The following is a 22,160-nucleotide window of genomic DNA, read 5'->3' as shown; positions in this document are numbered from 1 at the left end:
GTATAGATCGGACTTTTATATATAAAACAGTTTTATAACAGTTCAAAAAAAGCTCTTTTTCCAATCTTTATTTTGGTTTGTCTGACCAGTTCAATTTCTTCATTCACTTCAGTTTTCTTATGATCATTGATCTGGACTCCACCACTTTCGATTAATCTTCTCACTGCAGATTTGCTGAGTTCATTTTTAAGTTGGTGGCACAGTTCTACCAGAATGATTTTATTCTGATTATGCCGTAAAGAATCAATGGAAATCGGTTCGAATACTTTTTCCTCAAAACTTTTATTCTGAAACTGATTGATGAAGAATTGTTCTGCAGCTTCCGCAGCTTCCTTATCATGGTATTGGGTGATGATATTTTTAGCGATCAGCTTTTTGATACTCATTGGATTTTCTCCATTTTCTATTTTTAATTGTAACTTCTGCTTTTCTTCAAATGAAAAATTGGTTGTCAAGTTAATAAACTCTTGTATGAGGCTGTCAGGGATAGACATCGTTTTTCCGAACATTTCATTAGGTTCATCCGTTAATCCGATGATATTGTTCAGGGATTTACTCATTTTCTCTTTTCCGTCCAGTCCCTTAAGTAAAGGCATACACATCACAATTTGTGGAGGCATCAAATAGATTTCCTGTAACTGTCTTCCCATAGTACAGTTGAAAAGTTGGTCTGTTCCACCCATTTCGATATCACATTCAATTTTTACGGAATCGAATCCTTGTAAAATAGGATAAACCAATTCATGCATGGCAATAGGCGTGTTTTCTGTAAATCTTTTATTGAAATCATTCCTGTGCATTAATTGGGCTACTGTAACTTTTGATAAAAGCTTGATCACTTCTGAAAAGTTTAGGGTATCCAGCCATTCGGAATTGAAAACTATTTCAGTCTTTTCAATATCAATTACTTTGGATAGCTGATCGATATACGTTTGAGCATTATGCTGGACATCATCTATGCTTAAAGGTTTCCTGGCTTTATTTTTTCCGGTAGGATCTCCGATTCTCGCAGTAAAGCTACCTACAACAATAATAATCTGATGTCCCAGTTCCTGAAACTGTTTTAGTTTTTTCAATACTACAGCATGTCCCAGATGCAGGTCGGGAGCTGTTGGATCAAAACCCAGTTTAATGCTTAGTTTTCTGTTTTCTTCCCGGGCTTGCTGGAGCTTCTGTTCCAAACCATTTTCCGGAAGAATAATTTCTACGTTTTCTTTTAATGTATTGATCATTGTTTAAATTTTTTAAATGCAAAAAAGCCCGGACATTTATTGTCCGGGCTCTATGATTATATAAGATTTTCCTTATTGAATGATAGCTATGAAGGTCTTCCCGAACGATAGAACGGGTAATAATATTCACTGAAGAAAGGAAGACGTAATATGTTGTTCAAATGCTTCATTAGCTTTACAAAGGTAAGAGTTTTAATTGATATGAAGGTTATATATTAATTTCCGCCACCTGCTCGGTTTGATTCTTCAAATTTTACCTGTTTGGTAGCTCCTTTTATATTATTGTTTCCGAATTTGTAGGTAACAGACAGATAGGCATTTCTTGTAATTCCTTTGTAATAGTATTCTGCATTGTAATCAGGGTAGTATTCTGTTCCTTTTGAACGGTTGGTATTGAATACATCATTCATATAAAGGTTGATCATCAGATTTTTTTGCATTAAATTCAGTTTTATTCCTGTGTAAACGGAAGCATTTCCATTGAAATAAGTATTTCCGCTTCTGTTTGGTATATTACCCCAGAATCCAAGCATAAAAGTAAACGTCTTATCTTTATTAAGGAAGAAGTTATTATCCATGTTAAAGTTAGCTCCGTATCCCGCTGGTGCAGCTAATGTTTCAGGATCATAAGACTTGGATTTCGCATAAAAACCATTCACAAAAATATTAGACTCCAGCCATTTCAATTTGTTATAGTTATAGTTTACATTAACTCCGGCCTGATGTTCATTATAAAAATTTTTTACAATGCTATATTTTAAATTGTCTTCTACGACCTGGATTCTATCCCAGTTATCCTTATTGTAATTGTAATATAAAGTAACACTGAAATTACTTTTCAGGACATATCCAAGCTCAAAATTATCGGAGAAAGAAGGTAAAAGATAAGGGTTTCCGGTACTGTATTCGAATTCTGAGGTATAATATTTAAAAGGATTTAAATTTCCGAAATAAGGTCTGGTAATCCTTCTTGAATAGTTTATGGAGAAAGTATTGTCGTCATCAGCTTTATAACTTACATAAGCAGTAGGAAACAGCTTTCCGTATTTGATTCTTGCTGAAGAATCATCATTCATTGAAATTCCTTCAAGGTTGGTATATTCGTAACGAAGACCTACTTTGGCATCCCATTTATCATTAATTTTAAAATTAGCAGAAGCATACGCTGCATAATTTTCCTCATTGTAAAAGAAAGTATTGGTACGGTCTGTATTGAGAAGGTATTGCCCGTTTTCTATGTTGAAGAAATTGAACTCTGAGTCGTTTTTAATTCTGGTGTATTTTAAGCCCGCTTCTGCTTTTATTTTAGAAAAGTTTTTTTCTAAATCAGCCTGCCCGGAATAAATTCTGTATTTACTGATCGGATTGGCAAAAGTGGAAACCGTTTCTGTAGTAATGGTATTATAAAAATTACGGGCATTGGAATTATTAATCATAAGATTAGCCGACAAACTTAATTTACTTCCTGCGGAATCCAGTTTTAAATCATAGAATGCACTTGCATTATGTACGTTTCGCCGGTTTTTATTACTTGCATCGGAAGATAAATCCAATGTTCCGGTTTCATTCATAATAGAAGTAGTGTTTTCAGCCTTTTCCAATGGATTACTGAATGAGTAATTATAGTTAATACCGACAAGATTCTTGTCATTGATTTTATATTCACTTTTCAGATTTCCCCCTTTGTATTTATAGTTATTCGAATTTTTACTATCCGTATTCCAGTAATTATTTGCCCCGGTAATGTAGTTATAGCTTTTGTTTTCCCAATAATTATCTCCTGCGGAAAGGTTGGCGCTTAAAGATAATTTGTTTCCCTGATAATTAAAGCTGGCACCGCTTCTTGTAGAAACAGTAGGTCTGTTATAATAATAACTTCCGGAAGTCTGTAATGAACCGTTCCATCCTAAATTGGTGTTTTTCTTAAGGATGATATTGATGAGTCCGCTTTTTCCTTCCGCTTCATATTTGGCAGGTGGAGTAGTGATTACCTCTATTTTGGCAATATCGTCAGAACGGAGTGTTTTTAAATAATTAATTAATTCCTGTCCTGAAAGATTAAGAAGTCTGTCATTGATCATAACGGCGACATTGCTTTTTCCGGCAATAGAAATGGCATCGTCGGTAGCTCTTACCATGGGGGTTTTTGATAAGGCTTCAACAACATCAATTCCTTGTGAAGCAACGGAGTTTTCGACATTAAAAACCAACCTGTCTACTTTTCGTTCAAATAATTTTTTCTTTGCTGTAATGGTGACACCTTCTATTTTCTGTTCTTCAGGAGCAGCGGCTTCTTTAATTTCTATATTTTTTTGAATATTCCCTTTGACTGATATTTTTTCACTTTTGGTAGTGATACCGTCTTTTATAATTTCTAACAGATAATCTCCGTTTTCTTTGAGAGGGATTCTGAATCCTCCTTTTTCATCGCTGATAGCAGTGAATTTGTTATTGTCTTTTGTAAGGATTATTTCTGTTTCGGTGACGGGCTGGTGGGTTTGGTTTGTAATGATTCCTTCGATACTTTGCGAATATAAAAAAGAAGAGGAAACCAATGCTAAAAGAATAACTATTCTTCGGTTCATATATTATATTTTTTATTAGGACATTTCAAAAGAGAAAAATATTACATCCACTGACTTTTTTCTTTTTTCTTAAATTTGAAAAAGATCTTTATACCCCTCAACAATGCATGATAAACTTTTGAAATTTGCACAGTCGATTCATGATTTCAATTCAGCTGAAATTGAAATGATCAGGCATTATTTTGAACCGGTTAGTTATCCTAAGAATACCGTTATCGAAGAAGAAGGGGAAGTGCCGAAATATTTATATTATATCGTTTCAGGATATATGCGTTTGTTTCATTATAACAGGAATGGTGATCAAGTGACTACACATATTAACTGTCCTCCGGGATTTTTTACTTCCTATTCCAATTTTATCAATCAAAAGAAGTCTGAAGAGAATGTGGAATGTATTACGGAATGTGAATTATTAAGAATTTCTAAAGAAAATCTTGAGGCATTTACCAAACTAAGTAGCTCTATGAAAAATTTCAGCATACATGTCTTTCAGGAGTCTATCATTTATCATGAAGAAAGGGCTAAAGAGCTTTCTACTTTAAGCGCGGAACAAAGGTATCTCGAATTTCTTAAAACTTATCCGGATATCATTCAGAATGTTCCTGTCCAATATATTGCTTCATTTTTGGGAATGAAACCTGAAAGTCTGAGTAGGATCCGAAGAAAACTAATTAACTAACAAAAGTCAAGTGGATCCGGAACAAACAGCCGGAAATTTGTATCATTAAAATGTAAAAAAGATGATACAGGAAAATTTGAGTTTAGTTTCAGGAGCCAATGGGCATTTAGGGAATAATTTAGTTAGATTTTTACTTCAGCAAAACATTTCCGTTCGGGCAACAGTACGAAATATTAATAATAAAAAACCCTTTGAAGGATTAGACTGTGAAGTGGTTCAGGCTGATATTACAGATAAAGCTTCTTTTGTGAAAGCATTACAGGGAGTGGAAACTTTTTATGCAGTAGGAGCTTCATTTAAATTATGGGCCAAAGATCCTAAAAAAGAAATTTATGATGTTAATATAGAAGGAACCCGTAATACTATAGAAGCTGCTGCTGAAGCCGGAGTCAAAAGAATAGTATATGTAAGCTCTATTGCGGCTTTAGATTATACTAACTTGCCTACAAAAGAGAGTAACGGTTATAATCCGGACCGACGAGATATGTATTATAACTCAAAAAATGACGGAGAGAAATTGGCATTTGAGCTGGCAAAGCAACTGGGAGTTGAACTCGTTTCTATCATGCCGGCAGCAATGATTGGCAGTGAAGCTTTTCTTCCTTTGAATGTTTCTTACGGAGTTTTAAAACTGATTCTCAATAAACAGATTCCCATGGATACAAAAATCACTTTGAACTGGATTGATGTAAAAGATGTGGCGGAAGGGTGTTATCTGGCAGCTCAAAAAGGACGTAGTGGAGAACGGTATATTTTGGCCAATGAAAAGTGTATGACGATTACCGATACTACAGCTTATGCCGGTAAGTTATATCCTGAATTGAAATTAAAGGTTCCAGGCTCAGTTCCTAAGCCGATATTATATGCTATTGCCGGTATCATGGAATTTTCTGCAAAATTAAAAGGACAGGCTCCTGTATTGACAAGAAAAGATATCTCGATGTTCTCAGGATTACAGCAGAATTTTGATATTTCTAAATCCAGAAAAGAATTAGGTTTTAATCCTAAAAGTCCGGAAGAAGCCTTGAAGGAAGCCTTTGATTATTTAATGAAGCATGCAGAATTGTTAGTATAAGAGGCTTAAAAGCCTCTTTTTATTTCTGCACGGCAATCATAGTAGCGGTCATTTTGGCAATCAGCTTTTCTTCTGAAGCATCATAAACATACCCTTCGGTGATGGTTAGTCTTTTTCCTGATTGTAAAACTTTTCCTACAGCAACCAGTCGGTCAGTATGAGCTGGTTTTAATAGATTAATTTTAAATTCTACACTTAATACCTCAGTTTCTTCCGGCATCATAGTCAATGCAGCATATCCACAGGCACTGTCTGCAATACTGGTGGTTACACCTGCATGGAAAAATCCATGTTGCTGGGTCAGACCTTCAGAAAATAAACAACTGATTTTAACTTCTCCCTCCTTTACCTCTTCTAATCTTGCGTTCAGGGTTTTCATTAACCCTTGCTTTTCGAAACTTTGTTGTATTCTTTCGTACATGATAGTGTGATTTTATTTATTGAGGTCTAACTCCATTTGTATGTTACAGCGTTCATATGGGGAAGTGCGTCCAAAAATCTTTTGGAATCCCATTTTATAATAAAGATTAATAGCCGGTTCCAGGATTGTGTTACTTTCCAGAAAAAGTTTAGAAGCTCCTAATTCTTTTGCTTTATTAATGATCGCCTGCCCAAGAAGCCATCCTACGTTCTTGCCCTGAGCCTTAGGAGAAACAGCCATTTTTGCCATTTCGTAATCATAATCGGGATCATTCATTCTGATGAGGGCGCAAACGCCTATAGGTTCATCGTTGTAGAGGGCGATGAGGATTTTGCCGCCTTTATCCAGAATATATTCTTTGGGATGATCTAAAGCTTTATAATCGGCTTCTTCCATTTTAAAATAGTTGGAAATCCATTCTTTATTCAATTCTTTAAAAGCTTCCTGATATTGAGGCTGATATTCAATGATTTTTACATCTTTACTTTCTCTCAGTTTTTTTTCGGTTTGAACTCTTTTGAACAATGACTTCTGCTCTAACAACAGCTCCCATTCTTCTACGGCTTCCCATAAATTATGAGTGGCTTCTTCCAATAGTTTTTCTACAGCTGTATCAATATCTTTGCATTGAACTTTGATCCTCTTTGAGATTTCATTGCCTTTTTCTGTGAGCCCAACCAAGTTTCTTCTTTTATCCTCTGAAGCAAGATTCTGAACAAGCCCTGCTTTAGTCATTTCTTTTATAATTTTAGTAACTGAAGGCTGGGAATGTCCGATTTCTTCCGCTAATTCTGTAATTGTTTTTTCTCCTTCCTCGGCTAAAATAAAGAAGGCAAGAAACCATTTTGGAGAAAAATTAAAATTATCATACAGATCATATATTTGTGCTGCATCTTCAGTCATTTTAGTGGTTAAAACTCTAAGGCGGCTTCCTAACGCCATTTTTCCGGTTTTGTCAAATATATTCATTATTATAAAATTAATTATATAACTGGTTATGCAAATGTAATAAGGATAAATAAAACATGCAAATAAATAACCTCTAAAATCTTAATTTTTATTTTCCCTGATCGCTTTTATTAACTTATCATTCCGTTTATTGGCTCTTTCATTGTTTAAGGATAGGGCAGCCCATATTGCAGCAGGAAGCCAGCCGATTAATGTAATTTGTAAAATAAAACAAATAATTCCGGTCAGGATTTTCCCCCGTATGATAAACGAGAGAAAGGGGACTAATATGGCTAATAACATGATTGTGAATTTTTAAAGAGCAAAAAATTAATTTTTGGTTACCAATAAAATTCCTTTTCCTACATTTACTACAGTAGAAGTAAAACCAGTATCTTCAATGATTAAATTTTGGAAATCTTCCACCTGATGTTGATGGGAAATGACATTGTCAACTATGAGCAGAGCACCGTCTTTACTTAATAACCTTTTAAGTTCCGGCCAGTATTCTGTATAGTATTTTCTCTCAGCATCTAAGAAAATAGTATCAAAAACAGGAGCTGTTTTTGCCAGATAATCTTTAGCATCTGCCGTAATGAGTTCCACATTATTCATAAGACCGAATTCGGTAAGGTTGTTTTTAGCCAATAAAGTTCTGGATTCCTCAATTTCTACAGAAATAAGTTTGCCGCCTGTACTTTTAACAGCATCGGAAAGCCATAAAGTGGAGAAGCCATTAGAAGTTCCGATTTCAAGAACATTTTTACTTTGCTGGCTCCGGATGAGGATAGAGATGAATTCTGCAGATTCGGGCTCTAGGTTTCTCCAGCGATCTAATCTGTTTTCTTTGATATTGTCTTCTTCTTTAAATCCTTCATATAATTTTAAGATTTTGTTTTTCAGTTCGGTGTTCATATAGAGATATTTTTTATAAAAATAAACAATAAAAAATAATTGTATTTGTTTCTTTTTAATTCAGGATGTCAAAACCTTTTAATGTATATTCTGAGATAATTTCATCTGCCTTATTTCTGGCAGATTCATGAGTGTCATAAGTAATATTTTCTCCTGTAAGATCACTGATTAATAAATTATGATGATTTAAAATGCCCTGACTTGTATAGAAAGACCTGCCATTGGCAGTAATATTGATAAAATGGGTTTTGGAATCTACTTTCTTTTTAAGTTCAACAGTGAAAAATGGTTTTTGAATATATTCATTATAGGAAATACCACAGGAAGCAGAGAATCCCTTTTTATCAAAAATATGGAAAGGTTTCCCGTATTGTAATTGCCCGTTAAATTGTTTCTTAAAGGCTTTTTTTATAAAAGATATTTCTTTTCTGGAGCTTTCTTCTGTTGGCCATCCGTCAATGAGTTTTATATCCTTTAAAGAAACATTGATAGAAACACATTCCAGTTTTTTTTCATAGAAGCAAAAAGATAAAATACCATTTTCATTCTCGAAACAGATTGTATAATCTTGCCAGATATAACCATTATTTAAACCCTGACTTTTTCCCCTTTTCCAGTCCGATAATAGTTTTTCACATTCTTCCGGAGTGATTGTTTTTGGATCAACTATGATAGAATTATTATTGAAATTAAAATTTCCTTCTTTTGTAATCAGTAATTCGGCATTCATTACTTTATCCATGAATTAAATCTTTATAAAAAAAGAAGCCCCGAATTTTCAAAAGCTCCTTTTTATAAGTTTTATCCAAAAGCTCTTTTTAGTAAGCTTTCTACTTTAGGTTCACTTCCTCTGAAATTTTTATATAATTCCATAGGATCTTTTGTACCGCCGGAAGAAAGAAGAACTTTGTATTTGGCTGCAATTTCAGGATTGAAAATACCATTTTCTTTAAAATACTGGAAAGCATCTGCATCCAATACTTCTGCCCATTTATAAGAATAATATCCTGCAGAATACCCACCCTGAAAAATATGGGAGAAACTAGGGCTCATGGCTGTTTCTGGATTTACAGGATAAAGCTGTGTCGCTTTAGTCTGTTCATCTTCAAAAGTTTTGATGTCTTTTACATCACTTACCTGAGTGTGATATTTCATATCCAGTAATCCAAAACCTAATTGTCTCAATGTCTGATATCCTTCCATGAAATTTTTAGATTGCTCAATTTTTTTGATTTTATCATCAGGAAGAACTTCACCGGTCTGATAATGTTTTGCAAAGGTTTTCAAGAATTCAGGTTCGTAGCAGAAGTTTTCAAGGAATTGAGAAGGTAGCTCAACAAAATCCCATTTCACAGAAGTTCCGGACAGGTTAGGATATTGTGTGTTGGCTAACATTCCGTGTAATGCATGTCCGAATTCGTGGAATAGTGTAGTCACTTCCTGGAAAGTTAACAGACTTGGAGTATCTTTAGTGGGCTTGTTGAAATTACAGACAATAGAAATATGAGGTCTTGAATTTTCATCCCCTTTTTTATATTGGCTTTTATAGCTGGTCATCCATGCTCCGGCTCTTTTCCCTTTTCTCGGGAAATAATCCACATACAGCAAAGCTTTATACTCACCGTTTTCTTTTACTTCATATGTTTTTACCTCTTCATGGTATTTCGGGATGTCATTTCTTTCTTCAAATGTTAACCCGAAAAGCTTTTGTGCTAATCCGAAAACGGCATCCTGTACCTGATTAAGCGGGAAATAAGGTTTTAATTCTTCATCATTCAGATCAAATTTCTCTTTACGAAGTTTTTCAGCATAAAAAGCATGGTCATAGCTTTGCATCTCATCAATACCGTCAGCTTTTGCCAATGCTTTTAATTCTTCGATTTCCTTATCGGCATAAGGTTTGGCTTTTGTAAGAAGTTCATTCAGGAAATCAAGGACTTTAGAAGGGGATTTTGCCATTCTTTCCTCAAGAACATAATCTGCATAGTTTTTATATCCTAAAAGTTCAGCTTTTTGTTGTTTTAGCAGGATAATCTCTTTAATCAAATCTTGGTTGTCGTATTCCCCTCCGTCAAAAGATTTTTTCCCGTTGGCTAAAGCCAGTTCTTTTCTCAATTCACGGTTTTCAGCATACGTCATAAAAGGAACATAGCTTGGATATTGCAATGTGATTACCCATCCGTTAAGATCTCTTTCCTTGGCTTCTTCTGCATATTGTTCAATAATAGGCTCGGGAATTCCTGCCAGATCCGTTTTATTGGTAATATGCTTAAAGTAAGCGTTAGTGGATGCCAAAGCGTTCTGTCCGAACTGCAAAGACTTTAAAGAAAGATCCATATTGATTTTCTTTAGCTTCTCTTTATCATTTTCATTCAGTAGGGCACCGCTTCTTACGAAACCTTTGTATGTTTCTTCCAGTAACATTTTTTGCTCTTCATTCAGATGATATTCTTCCCTTTTATCATACACTTTTTTGATTTTGTCAAATAAAGCTTCATTTTGAGAAATTTTTGAAGAATATTCTGTCAGTATAGGAGAAACCTCCTGAGCAATCTTTTGAAGTTCGTCACTCGTTTCTGCAGAATTAAGATTGAAAAATATATTGGAAACTACATCAAGCTTTTCTCCTGAGTAAGCTAAAGCTTCAATTACATTTTCAAAATTAGGATCTTCCGTATTGTTGATAATCGTATTGATCTCTTCCTCGGATTCCTGGATCAGTTTTTTAAAAGCAGGAAGATAATCTTCATTTTTTATACTGCTGAATGGCGCTGAATGATATGGGGTATTGAAATTTTCTGTTAAGCTAGTCATATTGAACTTTTATAATGTGAAATTTAAATATTTAGAAAGTATTTACCATTCAAAAATGGTGCCTATATGGGCTTTTATGACAAAAATGCCCTATTGTTAAAATAATCTTGTCATAAGGGAAGTAATGGTGTTGATGAAATTATTATTTTTGATTTCAACATTCAAAACAAAAAACTATGAAAACATTTTTGAAAATTATAGGAATCGTTATCCTTCTTATCGTTGCGTATGCTGTTGTAGCTATACTCTTTTTTAGTAAAAAATATCATTTTGAAAGATCTGTAGTGATTAATGGACCCAAAGAAAAAGTCTGGCAGAATGTGGGTTCTTTACAGGCATTTAATGTATGGAATCCCTTTTCAAAAGCTGATAAAAATATCGTCATTACTTATAAGGGTGCGGGAGATCAGGTAGGAGATTCTTATCATTGGATTGGAAATAAGGAGGTAGGAGAGGGTGAGCAAAAAATTACAGCTATTGTTCCCGGTGAAAAAGTCACAAGTGAAATTCATTTTATTAAACCTTACGAAGGAGAGGCAACGATCAATATGATGCTAACTCCGGAAGGAAACGGTACAAAAGTTACGTGGAGTATGGATAACGAACTTAATACCATGATGAAGCTAATGAAGCCTATGATGGACGGCCAGATGGGAAAAATGTTTGATCAGGGTCTGGCGGATTTAAAGAAAGTAAGTGAATAATAATCTTGATGAAAAGAGCATTAATTAATAATGCTCTTTCATTTTATAATGTTTGAATTCTTTTTTTTATCAATTCAAAAAGTTCATCTTTAGTCATGAAATTATTGAAAAAATCTTCTAGATTTACCTCATGGGTAATTTCTCTGAAATATACTTCATGATCTGTACCAAAAATTGTCGGATTTTCCTGATTCGGATCACTCAGGCATATGAAATAATGATCCGGAAATCCATAGCTGTGAAATAACAAAATGAAATCAGGTTTCTTATCATTGGTAAGCTTTATAACTTCTGTTAAATCCACATCGTCATCCATAAAGATAGAATTCCATGTCTTCGAAATCAGTAGAGCCTTCTTTAAATGGAGTGAAAGGTTCAGCTATCCAAAACATTTGACCATATCCTTCTTCTGTTATCTGGAAATATTTTTCTTCTATTTTATTAAATAATGTCTGTTGATCGGTTGTAGCAAGATCCTTATTTTCTTGGATAAAATCCTCTATCCCATAAATGGGTTCGTCATCATCTTCATGTTCCCAAAAAACATCTTCTTCCATTTTAGGATAAAGGACAGTAGGAAATGTAATGGACAGTAGAGTATCCTGTAAAGAATCTCCTTTTGAATTTTCTATAGCCACCTCCCAGTTCTTTTATTCTCTCCATGATTTCTTTTTTCATGAATTGTTGTTTTTAAATAAATAATAATGCGATATAGTTTATTTTATAGTTATTGTGGCAGGATTTGGCTGTCAACGGTAGAGTTTTGCAAGATTTTTGTTTTAAAAATATTACCTTTATATAAAGATTAGATGTATGGAGAAGACAGCATATGTAAAAAACGACATAAGAAATTATGTAAAAACCGTTATTGCTGAAAAAATCGGAAAGCTTAAAAACTTTATCGAATTTACGTTGGAAGCAAGCAGAGATATTAAAAAGACACCTAAATATGACAGTATGCGTGAAGAAATGCAGGAAGAGATCTACCAGATGCAGAGACAGCTGGGTTCTTTGAATGATCTCCACCGGAATATGGCGAAAGTATTGCCTGTTTCTACACAGAATGTTCAGTTAGGGTCTTTGGTAATAACCAATAAGGCTAGGTTTTATATTTCAGTTTCTCTGGGGGAATTTTTCTATGAAGGAGACCGTTTCTATGCTATTTCTTCTGAAAGCCCAATGGCTAAAAAGATGATGGGAATGAAAACCGGGGATGACTTTACTCTCAATAATATCCATCAGCAGATTGTTGAGGTTTTATAAATAATGGCTTTAATAAAAAAATAATCTTTCTTACAATGTATTAATTTACATATTGTAATTTTGCTTTCATGAATCAAGCAGAAAATTTAAAAGAAATTATAGAAAAAAGGAGAAGTATCTTTCCAAAAGATTATACAGATCATGAGATTCCTCAGCGTATCATTGATGAGGTTTTACATTCAGCGGTCCTGGCTCCTAACCATAAACGTACAAAACCATGGCGTTTTAAAATATTTAAAGGTGAAGAGAAGAACAAGTTGGCTTTGGAAATGCAGGCTATCTATAAATCAACACAGCCTGAATCGGTTTTTCTTGAAAAAAAATATCAGGATATCGGATTTAAGATTAATAACGCAGATGCTGTAATTTCCATAGTGGTTAATTTTAGCGGAATGGTTCCGGAATGGGAAGAAATTGCGGCCGTTTCCATGGGCGTTCAGAATATGTACCTTACCTGTACAGCAAATAATATAGGCTGTTACTGGAGTTCACCTCAGATTGTGGATTACCTGAAAGAATCTCTTACTATTGAAGAAAATCAAAAATGTTTGGGATTGTTTTATATGGGGAGAATTGATTAATTAATCATATTTCCAAACGACCAGATAATTAATCTGAATAGGCGAGACATTATTATTGTTAAATTGTTATACTTTTTAGATGGTTAAATAGAATTTTTTATCTATCTTTGCACACTTAAATATTTAACCGGGACGAGTTCCCTAAAAATTCAAACATTATGTCAGTAAAAATCAGATTACAAAGACACGGTAAAAAAGGAAAACCTTTCTATCACATTGTGGTTGCAGATTCCAGAGCTAGAAGAGATGGTAAATTCATTGAAAAGCTAGGAGTTTATAATCCTATTACTAACCCTGCTACAATTGAATTAAATGTTGATTCTGCTGTACAATGGTTAAACAACGGAGCTCAGCCAACTGATACTGCAAGAGCTATCCTTTCTTATAAAGGTGCCCTTTACAAAAAACACTTACAAGGTGGTGTTGCTAAAGGAGCTTTTGATGAAGCTGAAGCTGAAAAAAGATTCAATGCTTGGTTAGAAGCTAAAGAAGCAAAAGTACAAGGTAAAGTTGATGGATTATCTAAAGCTCAGGCTGATGCTAAAAAAGCTGCATTAGAAGCTGAAGCTAAAGTAAATGAAGCTAGAATTACTGCTGCTGCAAAAGCTGAAGCTGATGCTAAGGCTGCTGAAGAAGCTGCTAACGCACCTGCTGCTGAAGAAGAAGTTGCAGAAGCTGCTACTGAAGGAGAAGCACCTGCTGCTGAAACTGAAGAGAATACAGAAGCTTAAGAATCAACCATTATGCGTAAAGAAGATTGCTACTTTTTAGGTAAAATCACACGCAGACATGGTCTTTCGGGAAATGTTATCCTAAAATTGGATACAGACCAACCCGAACTTTATAATAAACTGGAATCAATATTCGTTGAAATCAACGGATTATTGGTTCCTTTTTTTGTAGAAAAATCATCATGGAGCAAACTAGATGCTCTCAATATTTCTTTTAAAAATTCTACTGAAGCATTAGTCGATCAGTCTTTGGGTAAAAATGTCTATTTACCGCTTGCTTCTTTACCAAAGCTATCCGGAAAACAATTTTATTATCACGAAGTGATAGGCTTTACAGTCTTTGATAATGAAAATAATACTTGTGGAATAATCCAGTCGGTAAATGACCAAACGGCCCAGAACTACTTTATTCTGGATCTGCAGGGAAAACAAATCGTGGTTCCTATTATCAAAGATTGGATTCAGGAGGTGAACAGAGAAGAAAAATTCATCAAAATGCAATTGCCTGAAGGATTGATGGATGTCTTTTTAGTTCCTTCTAAAAAAGACGAATAAGAATTTTCATTCTTTCAAAAAGTAAACCTGAAATTTCTGCTCTTTTATATTTTCTGTCAAAAAATATTTTCCTGTACTGGTTTTTAATGTGTTTAAAATGATTATTTCCGTTTGATTTTCTTTCGTGAAAACAGTTTTACCTTTCCACTGTACATCATAATAATACGTATGGACCGGATTATATCCGAAGGAAGCTACAAAATGATTCCCATGACTGAACCATTGATTTCCTGACACAATCTGGTCTTTAATACTAAAAAAAGTGGAATCAATATTCTTTTTCTTAGGTGACTGTGTGAAATTATTTTCTGGCAGAGACATTTTTATTTTCGAACTGATCTGTACATACAGAGAATCAATGTCTTCAGGGGTATTTTTCAATCCTTCTTCTGGGGTAGTATCCTGAATTTTCTTGAAAATATTATAAGAGAGCATGAAAGGATTGTTTTGATCAGGATTACATAGATAAGCAGATCCGTATCCTGCATAATTTTTATTCTCTTGAGAGTACTCATCCGGAACTACAAGCATTTGATGGATTTTTCCCAATATATTTTTTTGAAAAGTGATTTGTTCGTTTTTTATTTTTTTCAGTACCAGAGAATCCTTTTCCGGCTCACCTAAATGAAGAGAATCCTCATATTTTTTGTGAATAACATTGATATCGTAAAAAGGGAGTATCTTTTTATAACGGTAGTCGGGAAATAAATATTTCCGGTTGTCAGCATAGAGATTCCCTTTATCATCTATGAATGCAAGATGGTTCATATTTTGGGGATTATTCCATTTCTCGGAAATAATGGGCTTGCCATCTTTAATAATAAATACCTGACAGATATTATTTTTATAAGAATCCATTCTTGGGAAATTATAAATAAAAAAATACTCATCTTTTATAAGGAAGGATAAATTGACTTTCTGAGAGATAGGAAGTTCCATTACTTTTTTCACCGCAACTGCCTGATCTGAAAAGACAGGAAATTCCGGAATTTCAGGATGTTTGTCTTTCTCAACTTTAGTTTTTGGAGAATAGCATGATTGGGTTATGAAAACGGAGAAGAGAAAATAAATAAAGTTTTTCATAAGGTTATTGTGTTGGGAAATAATGACTTATATAGAATCTAGCCGAGATCGAAGCCTGTCAATCTGATCAAACATTTTATTGAAAAATATTTTTCTGTCACGGTTTCCTGATGTATTCAGGGATTTCGAGTTTTTAATTTGGTGATCAAAATAATTCTTTGCCTCAATGTTGGTTTTCTCATCACTGATCAAAATATACCCGAACATATTAATAGGAATCGCAAAAAGAGACTGTTGAGGATGATGAAAAAATATATCGTTGGAAAGGTGCATAAGTTCATTTTCATATAAATGAAACTTAGGGTTATTTTCCATTTTGTTTTCTATATATTGGATTAATTCCTTTAATTCATCGAGAATAATTTGTGCCTCATTTTTTAATAAAAGTTGAGTATCATAATAAAATGAAACCTGCTGTAAAATACTGGAAACAGTCATTTCATTCCATAATTCTATAACGTTTTGTTCCTCATATTTTTTTCTTAATTCCTTCGTGTCTGCTTCAAGAGAGGGAGGTGAAAACCGTAGGAAAGGGACAAAAACCTGTTTTGCATTTAGGAGATTTATCCAGACGTATATTTTGAAACGGGAAAGTAATGTATCTGAAAGCGTATAGAAGAAGGGGATGTCCTTTGCTGAATAATAAATAGTCATATCATCGGAAAGGGGCAGATTTTCGAAAACACTGAGGTTATTTTGGAAAAAAGACTGTAAATCTTCAGTTTTATTAACTGCTGAAGTTTTTTGTACGACTATTTGGTGGTCTGAATTTAAAAACTGATCTAAAGAGATCTGATAATAATGAGCTAATTTCAAAGCCTCTTCAAAGCTGAATTTTGCTTTTAGAGAAGTTCTTCTATGAGCAGCATCATAGCTAATATTCAAAATGTTGGAGATTTCGTCATTTAAAGATCTATCTCCAATTTTTTTACGAATTAGTCTCAGTAATAAGTCTTGATACATCTTTTGTGATTTTCACAAATGTAATATTTATTTTAATTCCTTTTCACATTTGCTTTTGCTTTTTATACAGATAATTTTGGGAGGTAGTTTTAAAATAATAAATTATGAAAACAATTCCATATTTACTTATAATAATTAGATTTTGCATGGCTCCCATTATTATTGTGTTAGCATATTTTAAAGACATTGAAGCTAAGTTTTTAATTCTGTTATTAATGTATATGGGGTTATTAACGGATATTTTTGACGGAATTATAGCTCGTAAATCAGGCGTTTCCTCAGAAAAGGTAAGAAGATTGGATAGTCAGACAGATTTAGTCTTTTGGCTTTCATTAGGTTTTGCTGCCTATTGGTTAAACCCTGAACTGATCAAAAGTGAATGGAAAAGTATTCTCATTATTTTTATCATGGAAGCCCTTTGTTATATAGTCAGTATATGGAAATTTAGAAAAGAAACCTGTACTCATGCCTTTTTATCTAAAATGTGGGGAGTAAGTTTATTGGTTGCTTTTACTTATTTGATCGGTTTTCAGGAAGCAGGATGGACGTTTTATCTTGCCGTAATATTAGGATTGCTATCTCATATCGATGTTATTCTTATTATCTTATTACTTCCAAAATGGCAGTATGATGTTCCAAGTTTTTATCATGCGTGGAAAATCAGGAAAGGCAAACAATGGAAAAAGTCAGTTTTCTTTAATTAAGATGACCAACTTATAATTAGAATATGAGAATTTAAATAGAATATAAAATGATTTTTTAATTCAAAGCAGTGTAATCATCAAGTTGCACTGTTTTTTTGTAACTTTGCACATCAATTTTTATACGAAAATTTATAATCAACAAATGAAAAAGCAGACGATTAAAGAAATCCTACAGGATTACAAAAAGGTATTACATCATGACATTACGGTTTACGGTTGGGTAAGAACTTTCCGTGCGAATCGCTTTATAGCACTTAATGATGGTTCTACAATTAATAATTTGCAGATAGTTGTTGATTTCGAAAATTTTGATGAAGAAATTATTAAAAAAATAAGTACGGCTTCATCTCTTAAAGTAATGGGAGAGGTGGTTGAAAGCCAGGGGGCCGGACAAACTGTCGAAATTATTGCTAAAAAGATTATTATTTTGGGAGATAACTTTACGGAGGATCTTCAGAATACCATTCTTCAGCCAAAGAAACATAGTTTGGAGAAACTTCGTGAACAGGCTCATTTAAGATTCAGAACCAATTTATTTGGAGCTGTTTTCAGAGTGCGTCATGCCATCAGTTTTGCCATACATTCATTTTTTAACAAAAACCAGTTTTTCTATATCAATACACCTGTCATTACAGGAGCGGATGCAGAAGGAGCAGGAGAGATGTTTGGGGTTACCAACTTTGATTTGAATAATATTCCAAGGACAGAAGAAGGAGAGATTGATTTTGCACAGGACTTCTTCGGAAGAAAGACTAACCTTACCGTTTCAGGGCAGCTGGAAGGGGAAACTGCTGCTATGGGATTAGGGAGGATTTATACATTCGGACCTACTTTCCGTGCGGAAAACTCCAATACGACACGTCACCTTGCAGAATTCTGGATGGTTGAGCCGGAAGTGGCATTTAACAACTTGGAAGATAATATCGATTTAGCAGAAGATTTTCTTAAATACGTGATCCAATACGTTCTGGATAACTGTAAAGATGATCTCGAATTCTTAGATAAACGTTTTGCAGAAGAACAGAAGACAAAACCTGAGAAAGAAAGAGCAAAAGAAGGATTGTTGGAAAAACTTCAGAATGTAATTACTAAACGCTTTAAAAGAGTAAGCTATACGGAAGCTATTGAAATTCTTCTGAATTCAAAAGAGAATAAAAAAGGAAAATTTGTTTATCCTGTTGAAAAATGGGGAACAGACCTACAGTCTGAGCATGAAAGATATTTAGTTGAAAAACATTTTGAATGCCCGGTAGTTTTATTTGATTATCCGAAAGAGATCAAAGCATTCTATATGAAGCTGAATGAAGATAATAAAACGGTTGCAGCAATGGATGTGTTATTCCCTGGAATCGGTGAGATTATCGGAGGTTCAGAGAGAGAGGCCAGATTAGATGTTTTGAAACAGAAAATGGCAGATATGCATGTCGATGAGCATGAGTTATGGTGGTATCTGGATACCCGTAAATTCGGCTCAGTTCCACATGCAGGATTTGGATTAGGATTGGAAAGATTGGTACTTTTTGTTACAGGAATGACCAATATCAGAGATGTAATTCCTTTCCCAAGAACACCCAAAAGCGCAGAGTTTTAATAATATAAAAAAAAGCCTTCGACAATGGTTGAAGGCTTTTTTTATTTTTCAATAGTTTATTACATTATGTTAACTAAAGCAAAAATCGTGCTAAATGTTATTTTTCTCGGAGAATTTTATTAAATTCGTGGGATAGATGTATATTATAATATGCTTAAACAACACTTACAACTCAAATTAGGACAGAAGTTAGCTCCTCAACAGATTCAGTTAATGAAGCTGATTCAGCTTCATACATTGGAATTTGAAGAGGAACTGGAGAGAGAGCTGGAAGAGAACCCTGCTTTGGAAATTGTAAAGGAAGAGTCCAAAGATGATGAGTATTCCTCTTTGGAAGATGCTTATGAAAGTGAGGGAACAGAAAGTATTGAAACAGACTTTGATGTTAATGAATACCTTTATGATGATGAGCCCAGCTATAAGACAGCATCGAGTAATTATTCGCCGGATGACGAAGAGTTCGATAATGAAAGCCTCTTAACGGAAGGCCAGTCACTGTATGATTATCTTTTGGAGCAGATACACCTTATTAACATCAGTGAAGAAGATGTAAAAATTGCAGAATATATTATCGGGAATTTAGATACAGATGGATATCTGAGAAGGGAAATTAAATCTATTGTAGATGATCTTGCTTTTTCACAGGGGATTTATACCACCAAAGAGAAAGTTGAAGATATTCTCGAAAACTATATACAAAAGTTAGATCCGTCAGGGGTTGGTGCCAGAGGGTTACAGGAATGTCTTCTTTTACAGATTGAAAAAAAGGTGAGTTCAGATAAAGCAGTTTCATTGGCTGCCAATATTCTGAGACACCAATTTGATGCTTTAACAAATAAGTATTATAATAAAATCATACAGAAGTATGATATTGAGGAAGAAGACCTGAAAGATGCATTGGAAGAAATCTCCAAATTATCTCCGAAAGTAGGGGGTAATTTTGATACACAGACGATCACCATTAATCAGGAGATTATTCCGGATTTTGTTATTCAGGTAAAAGACGGACAGGTTGTTCCTCTATTGAATAGTAAAAATGCTCCCACTTTAAGAGTTTCTGAAGAATATAAAGATATTTTATCGACCTATTCACATGATAAAAATTCTGCAGAACATAAGCAGGCAGCATTATTTATTAAACAAAAGCTGGATGCGGCAAAATGGTATATTGATGCCATTAATCAACGTCAGAATACATTATTGCAGACTATTACCGCTATTGTAAAATTTCAGAAAGATTATTTCCTTACCGGAGATGAAAAATCATTAAAACCAATGATTCTGAAGGATGTTGCTGACATCACAGGTTTTGATATTTCAACTATTTCCAGAGTAGTAAAAAGTAAATATGCTGATACGCCTAATGGAATTGTTTACCTTAAAGATCTGTTCTCGGACAGCCTTACCAATGATGATGGAGAAGAAGTTTCGACTAAGGAGATTAAAACCCATCTTCAGGAAGTAATTGATAAAGAGAATAAGAGAAAACCTCTAACGGATGATGCCCTGGTTGTTATCTTAAAAGAGCAGGGATACAATATCGCCAGAAGAACTATCGCAAAATACAGAGAACAACTGAATATTCCGGTTGCAAGGCTGAGAAAAGAGTTATAAGAATTATAAAAATAAAAAAGCATTTCAAAACGAAATGCTTTTTTATTTATTGTCCTGAACGGTGCTTAAAACTTTCTAAACCCAATTCCTGAATAGAAATTTCCCGCATTTCAACCTTTCTTATTTTTCCTGAAATGGTCATAGGAAATTCATCGACAAATTTCCAGAATTTAGGAACTTTATAATGGGCAATTTTTCCTTTGCAATATTCTAATAATTCTTCTTCAGAAACATTAAAGCCTTTTCTTACTTTGATCCACGCCATTACTTCTTCACCAAATTTTTCACTTGGAACACCGATGATTTGAACATCAAGGATATTAGGATATGCGTATAAAAAGTCTTCGATTTCTTTTGGAGAAATATTTTCCCCTCCACGGATAATAAGGTCCTTTATTCTTCCTGAAATTGTAATATAACCATCCTCATCCATGACTGCCATGTCTCCGGTATGCATCCATCGGGCACTGTCCAGTACCTTTTTGGTGTTTTCCGGATCATTCCAATATTTTAGCATAACAGAATATCCTCGGGTACAGAGTTCTCCATGTTCTCCTCTTTCAATAATTTTTCCATTTTCATCAATAATTTTTATTTCCAGATGATCCTGAACAGTTCCTACTGTGCTTACCTGTTTTTCAAGTGGAGTCCCGATCAAAGTCTGAGTGGAAACCGGAGATGTTTCTGTCATTCCGTAACAAATACTCATTTCTTTGATATTCATAAGGTTTTCTACCTTTTTCATGATTTCCGGTGGACATACAGATCCTGCCATTACACCTGTCCTTAACGTTGAAAAATCATAAGAATCGAAATTTTTAGATGCTAACTCTGCAATAAACATAGTGGGCACTCCGTATAAGGAAGTACATTTTTCTTCTGAAACTACTTTCAGGGTGATATCGGGATCGAAATTATCATTAGGAATGACCATGCAGGCACCATGAGAAGTACAGGCCATATTTCCGATGACCATTCCGAAACAATGGTAGAAAGGCACTGGAATGCATACCCTGTCCTTTTCAGTGTATTTCAGGCGTATACCGATGAAATATCCATTATTCAATATATTATGATGGGATAGCGTAACTCCTTTCGGAAAGCCTGTAGTTCCGGATGTATATTGTATGTTAACTGCGTCATCGAACTGTACTTTTTCTTCAAATTCATTCAATATTTGGTCAGAAATCTCTTCTCCATCTTTTAAAAAAGAATCCCAGTTATAATCGAAAAAAAATTCTTCTTCAAGAGAAGGGCAGACCTCTTTGGCATATTCTACCATTTCTTTATAGTTACTGGTCTTAAATTGTAAAGAAGAAAAGATAAATCTTACTTCCGATTGGTTAAGAACATAAGTCAGTTCATGGGTCCGGGATGCCGGATTGATATTTACGAGAATAGTGCCAATCCTCGCTGTGGCATATTGTAGTAAAACCCATTCATACCGGTTGGATGCCCAGATCCCGATCCTGTCACCGGCTTCTGCTCCGAGGTAAATTAATGCTTTGGCAACTGCTGTGGTCTGATCGTAAAATTCTTTATAAGTTGCCCTGTAATTTTGATGTACGCAAATTAATGCATCCTGATCGGGATATTTTTCTGCTGTATTTTTTAAATTATTTCCAATAGTTTGTCCTAGTAGGGGAATATCTGAAGCTCCAGACACATAAGCTAATGCCATAATGAAAGATTGATTTTATTT

23 protein-coding genes are annotated in these 22,160 nt (G+C 34.2%); 10 read left to right on the top strand and 13 right to left on the bottom strand.

All coding sequences use genetic code 11. The features are described from left to right. Positions 1 to 32: 32 nt before the first annotated feature. Together tyrS and Q0A18_RS11090 are read right to left on the bottom strand one after the other, a co-directional pair. The gene (gene tyrS / locus Q0A18_RS11095) at positions 33 to 1,232 is read right to left on the bottom strand and encodes a tyrosine--tRNA ligase (RefSeq protein ID WP_292010217.1); all 1,200 of its coding nucleotides are present in this window, start codon (positions 1,230 to 1,232) and stop codon (positions 33 to 35) included. Positions 1,233 to 1,447: 215 nt separating this feature from the next. Beyond that, positions 1,448 to 3,817 carry a TonB-dependent receptor gene (locus Q0A18_RS11090; RefSeq protein ID WP_292010216.1) on the bottom strand — a complete coding sequence of 790 codons (2,370 nt, stop codon included), beginning with the start codon at positions 3,815 to 3,817 and terminating at the stop codon, positions 1,448 to 1,450. A 103-nt stretch (positions 3,818 to 3,920) separates the two neighbouring features. On the opposite strand from Q0A18_RS11090, the gene Q0A18_RS11085 reads away from it, so the two are divergent. Then, a complete protein-coding gene (locus Q0A18_RS11085; RefSeq protein ID WP_292010215.1) occupies positions 3,921 to 4,496 on the top strand; it encodes a Crp/Fnr family transcriptional regulator in 576 nt (191 codons plus the stop codon). A 61-nt stretch (positions 4,497 to 4,557) separates the two neighbouring features. Beyond that, positions 4,558 to 5,571, top strand: a complete 1,014-nt coding sequence (locus Q0A18_RS11080) for an NAD-dependent epimerase/dehydratase family protein (protein ID WP_292010214.1) — start codon at positions 4,558 to 4,560, stop codon at positions 5,569 to 5,571. A 19-nt stretch (positions 5,572 to 5,590) separates the two neighbouring features. On the opposite strand, the gene Q0A18_RS11075 is transcribed toward Q0A18_RS11080, so the two are convergent. The 6 genes from Q0A18_RS11075 to Q0A18_RS11050 form a co-directional block, all read right to left on the bottom strand. Beyond that, the gene (locus Q0A18_RS11075) at positions 5,591 to 5,992 is read right to left on the bottom strand and encodes a PaaI family thioesterase (RefSeq protein ID WP_292010213.1); all 402 of its coding nucleotides are present in this window, start codon (positions 5,990 to 5,992) and stop codon (positions 5,591 to 5,593) included. A 12-nt stretch (positions 5,993 to 6,004) separates the two neighbouring features. Beyond that, complete coding sequence (locus tag Q0A18_RS11070) at positions 6,005 to 6,961, bottom strand: bifunctional helix-turn-helix transcriptional regulator/GNAT family N-acetyltransferase (RefSeq protein ID WP_292010212.1); 957 nt, start codon at positions 6,959 to 6,961, stop codon at positions 6,005 to 6,007. A gap of 81 nt (positions 6,962 to 7,042) precedes the next feature. Next, positions 7,043 to 7,243 (bottom strand): YqaE/Pmp3 family membrane protein, encoded by a 201-nt coding sequence (locus Q0A18_RS11065; RefSeq protein WP_292010211.1) that lies wholly within the window; start codon positions 7,241 to 7,243, stop codon positions 7,043 to 7,045. 27 nt (positions 7,244 to 7,270) lie between these two features. Beyond that, a complete protein-coding gene (locus tag Q0A18_RS11060) occupies positions 7,271 to 7,855 on the bottom strand; it encodes an O-methyltransferase (protein ID WP_292010210.1) in 585 nt (194 codons plus the stop codon). A gap of 55 nt (positions 7,856 to 7,910) precedes the next feature. Next, positions 7,911 to 8,597, bottom strand: a complete 687-nt coding sequence (locus Q0A18_RS11055) for a hypothetical protein (protein WP_292010209.1) — start codon at positions 8,595 to 8,597, stop codon at positions 7,911 to 7,913. Positions 8,598 to 8,656: 59 nt separating this feature from the next. Then, positions 8,657 to 10,669, bottom strand: coding sequence for a M3 family metallopeptidase (locus Q0A18_RS11050; protein ID WP_292010208.1), 2,013 nt, complete (start codon positions 10,667 to 10,669; stop codon positions 8,657 to 8,659). Between the two features lie 176 nt (positions 10,670 to 10,845). Between Q0A18_RS11050 and Q0A18_RS11045 the strand changes: the two genes are divergently transcribed. After that, entirely contained in the window at positions 10,846 to 11,373 is a 528-nt protein-coding gene (locus tag Q0A18_RS11045) for an SRPBCC family protein (RefSeq protein ID WP_292010207.1), read from the top strand. Positions 11,374 to 11,416: 43 nt separating this feature from the next. Here the strand turns inward: Q0A18_RS11045 and Q0A18_RS11040 are convergent, their stop codons facing one another. Together Q0A18_RS11040 and Q0A18_RS11035 are read right to left on the bottom strand one after the other, a co-directional pair. After that, entirely contained in the window at positions 11,417 to 11,689 is a 273-nt protein-coding gene (locus tag Q0A18_RS11040) for a hypothetical protein (protein ID WP_292010206.1), read from the bottom strand. Further along, positions 11,682 to 12,011 (bottom strand): hypothetical protein, encoded by a 330-nt coding sequence (locus tag Q0A18_RS11035; protein WP_292010205.1) that lies wholly within the window; start codon positions 12,009 to 12,011, stop codon positions 11,682 to 11,684. The genes Q0A18_RS11040 and Q0A18_RS11035 overlap by 8 nt, the downstream gene beginning before the upstream one ends. Before the next feature lie 175 nt (positions 12,012 to 12,186). On the opposite strand from Q0A18_RS11035, the gene Q0A18_RS11030 reads away from it, so the two are divergent. From Q0A18_RS11030 to rimM, 4 genes are all read left to right on the top strand, one after another. Then, positions 12,187 to 12,636, top strand: coding sequence for a hypothetical protein (locus Q0A18_RS11030; RefSeq protein WP_292010204.1), 450 nt, complete (start codon positions 12,187 to 12,189; stop codon positions 12,634 to 12,636). Between the two features lie 68 nt (positions 12,637 to 12,704). Continuing rightward, the gene (locus tag Q0A18_RS11025; RefSeq protein ID WP_292010203.1) at positions 12,705 to 13,217 is read left to right on the top strand and encodes a nitroreductase; all 513 of its coding nucleotides are present in this window, start codon (positions 12,705 to 12,707) and stop codon (positions 13,215 to 13,217) included. Between the two features lie 158 nt (positions 13,218 to 13,375). Beyond that, positions 13,376 to 13,948 (top strand): 30S ribosomal protein S16, encoded by a 573-nt coding sequence (locus Q0A18_RS11020; RefSeq protein WP_292010202.1) that lies wholly within the window; start codon positions 13,376 to 13,378, stop codon positions 13,946 to 13,948. 12 nt (positions 13,949 to 13,960) lie between these two features. Continuing rightward, on the top strand, positions 13,961 to 14,503 hold the full coding sequence (gene rimM / locus Q0A18_RS11015; RefSeq protein WP_292010201.1) for a ribosome maturation factor RimM: 543 nt from the start codon (positions 13,961 to 13,963) through the stop codon (positions 14,501 to 14,503). 6 nt (positions 14,504 to 14,509) lie between these two features. Here rimM and Q0A18_RS11010 read toward each other — a convergent pair whose 3' ends face one another. Together Q0A18_RS11010 and Q0A18_RS11005 are read right to left on the bottom strand one after the other, a co-directional pair. Next, entirely contained in the window at positions 14,510 to 15,586 is a 1,077-nt protein-coding gene (locus Q0A18_RS11010; protein ID WP_292010200.1) for a hypothetical protein, read from the bottom strand. Between the two features lie 27 nt (positions 15,587 to 15,613). Beyond that, entirely contained in the window at positions 15,614 to 16,549 is a 936-nt protein-coding gene (locus Q0A18_RS11005) for a helix-turn-helix domain-containing protein (protein WP_292010199.1), read from the bottom strand. 104 nt (positions 16,550 to 16,653) lie between these two features. On the opposite strand from Q0A18_RS11005, the gene Q0A18_RS11000 reads away from it, so the two are divergent. The 3 genes from Q0A18_RS11000 (at position 16,654) to rpoN (ending at position 20,458) form a co-directional block, all read left to right on the top strand. Beyond that, entirely contained in the window at positions 16,654 to 17,253 is a 600-nt protein-coding gene (locus Q0A18_RS11000) for a CDP-alcohol phosphatidyltransferase family protein (protein WP_292010198.1), read from the top strand. A gap of 142 nt (positions 17,254 to 17,395) precedes the next feature. Continuing rightward, positions 17,396 to 18,844: an asparagine--tRNA ligase gene (asnS, locus tag Q0A18_RS10995; RefSeq protein WP_292010197.1), complete on the top strand. Its 1,449-nt coding sequence runs from the start codon at positions 17,396 to 17,398 to the stop codon at positions 18,842 to 18,844. A gap of 150 nt (positions 18,845 to 18,994) precedes the next feature. Continuing rightward, positions 18,995 to 20,458, top strand: a complete 1,464-nt coding sequence (gene rpoN / locus Q0A18_RS10990) for an RNA polymerase factor sigma-54 (RefSeq protein WP_292010196.1) — start codon at positions 18,995 to 18,997, stop codon at positions 20,456 to 20,458. 46 nt (positions 20,459 to 20,504) lie between these two features. On the opposite strand, the gene Q0A18_RS10985 is transcribed toward rpoN, so the two are convergent. After that, complete coding sequence (locus Q0A18_RS10985) at positions 20,505 to 22,139, bottom strand: AMP-binding protein (protein WP_292010195.1); 1,635 nt, start codon at positions 22,137 to 22,139, stop codon at positions 20,505 to 20,507. Positions 22,140 to 22,160 lie beyond the last annotated feature (21 nt).

Origin of the sequence: Chryseobacterium sp. (genome assembly GCF_022712095.1) — a bacterium.
Classification (GTDB): domain Bacteria; phylum Bacteroidota; class Bacteroidia; order Flavobacteriales; family Weeksellaceae; genus Chryseobacterium.
Note: the sequence above shows the minus strand (reverse complement) of the source record. Positions and strands in the feature narration are given on the sequence as shown.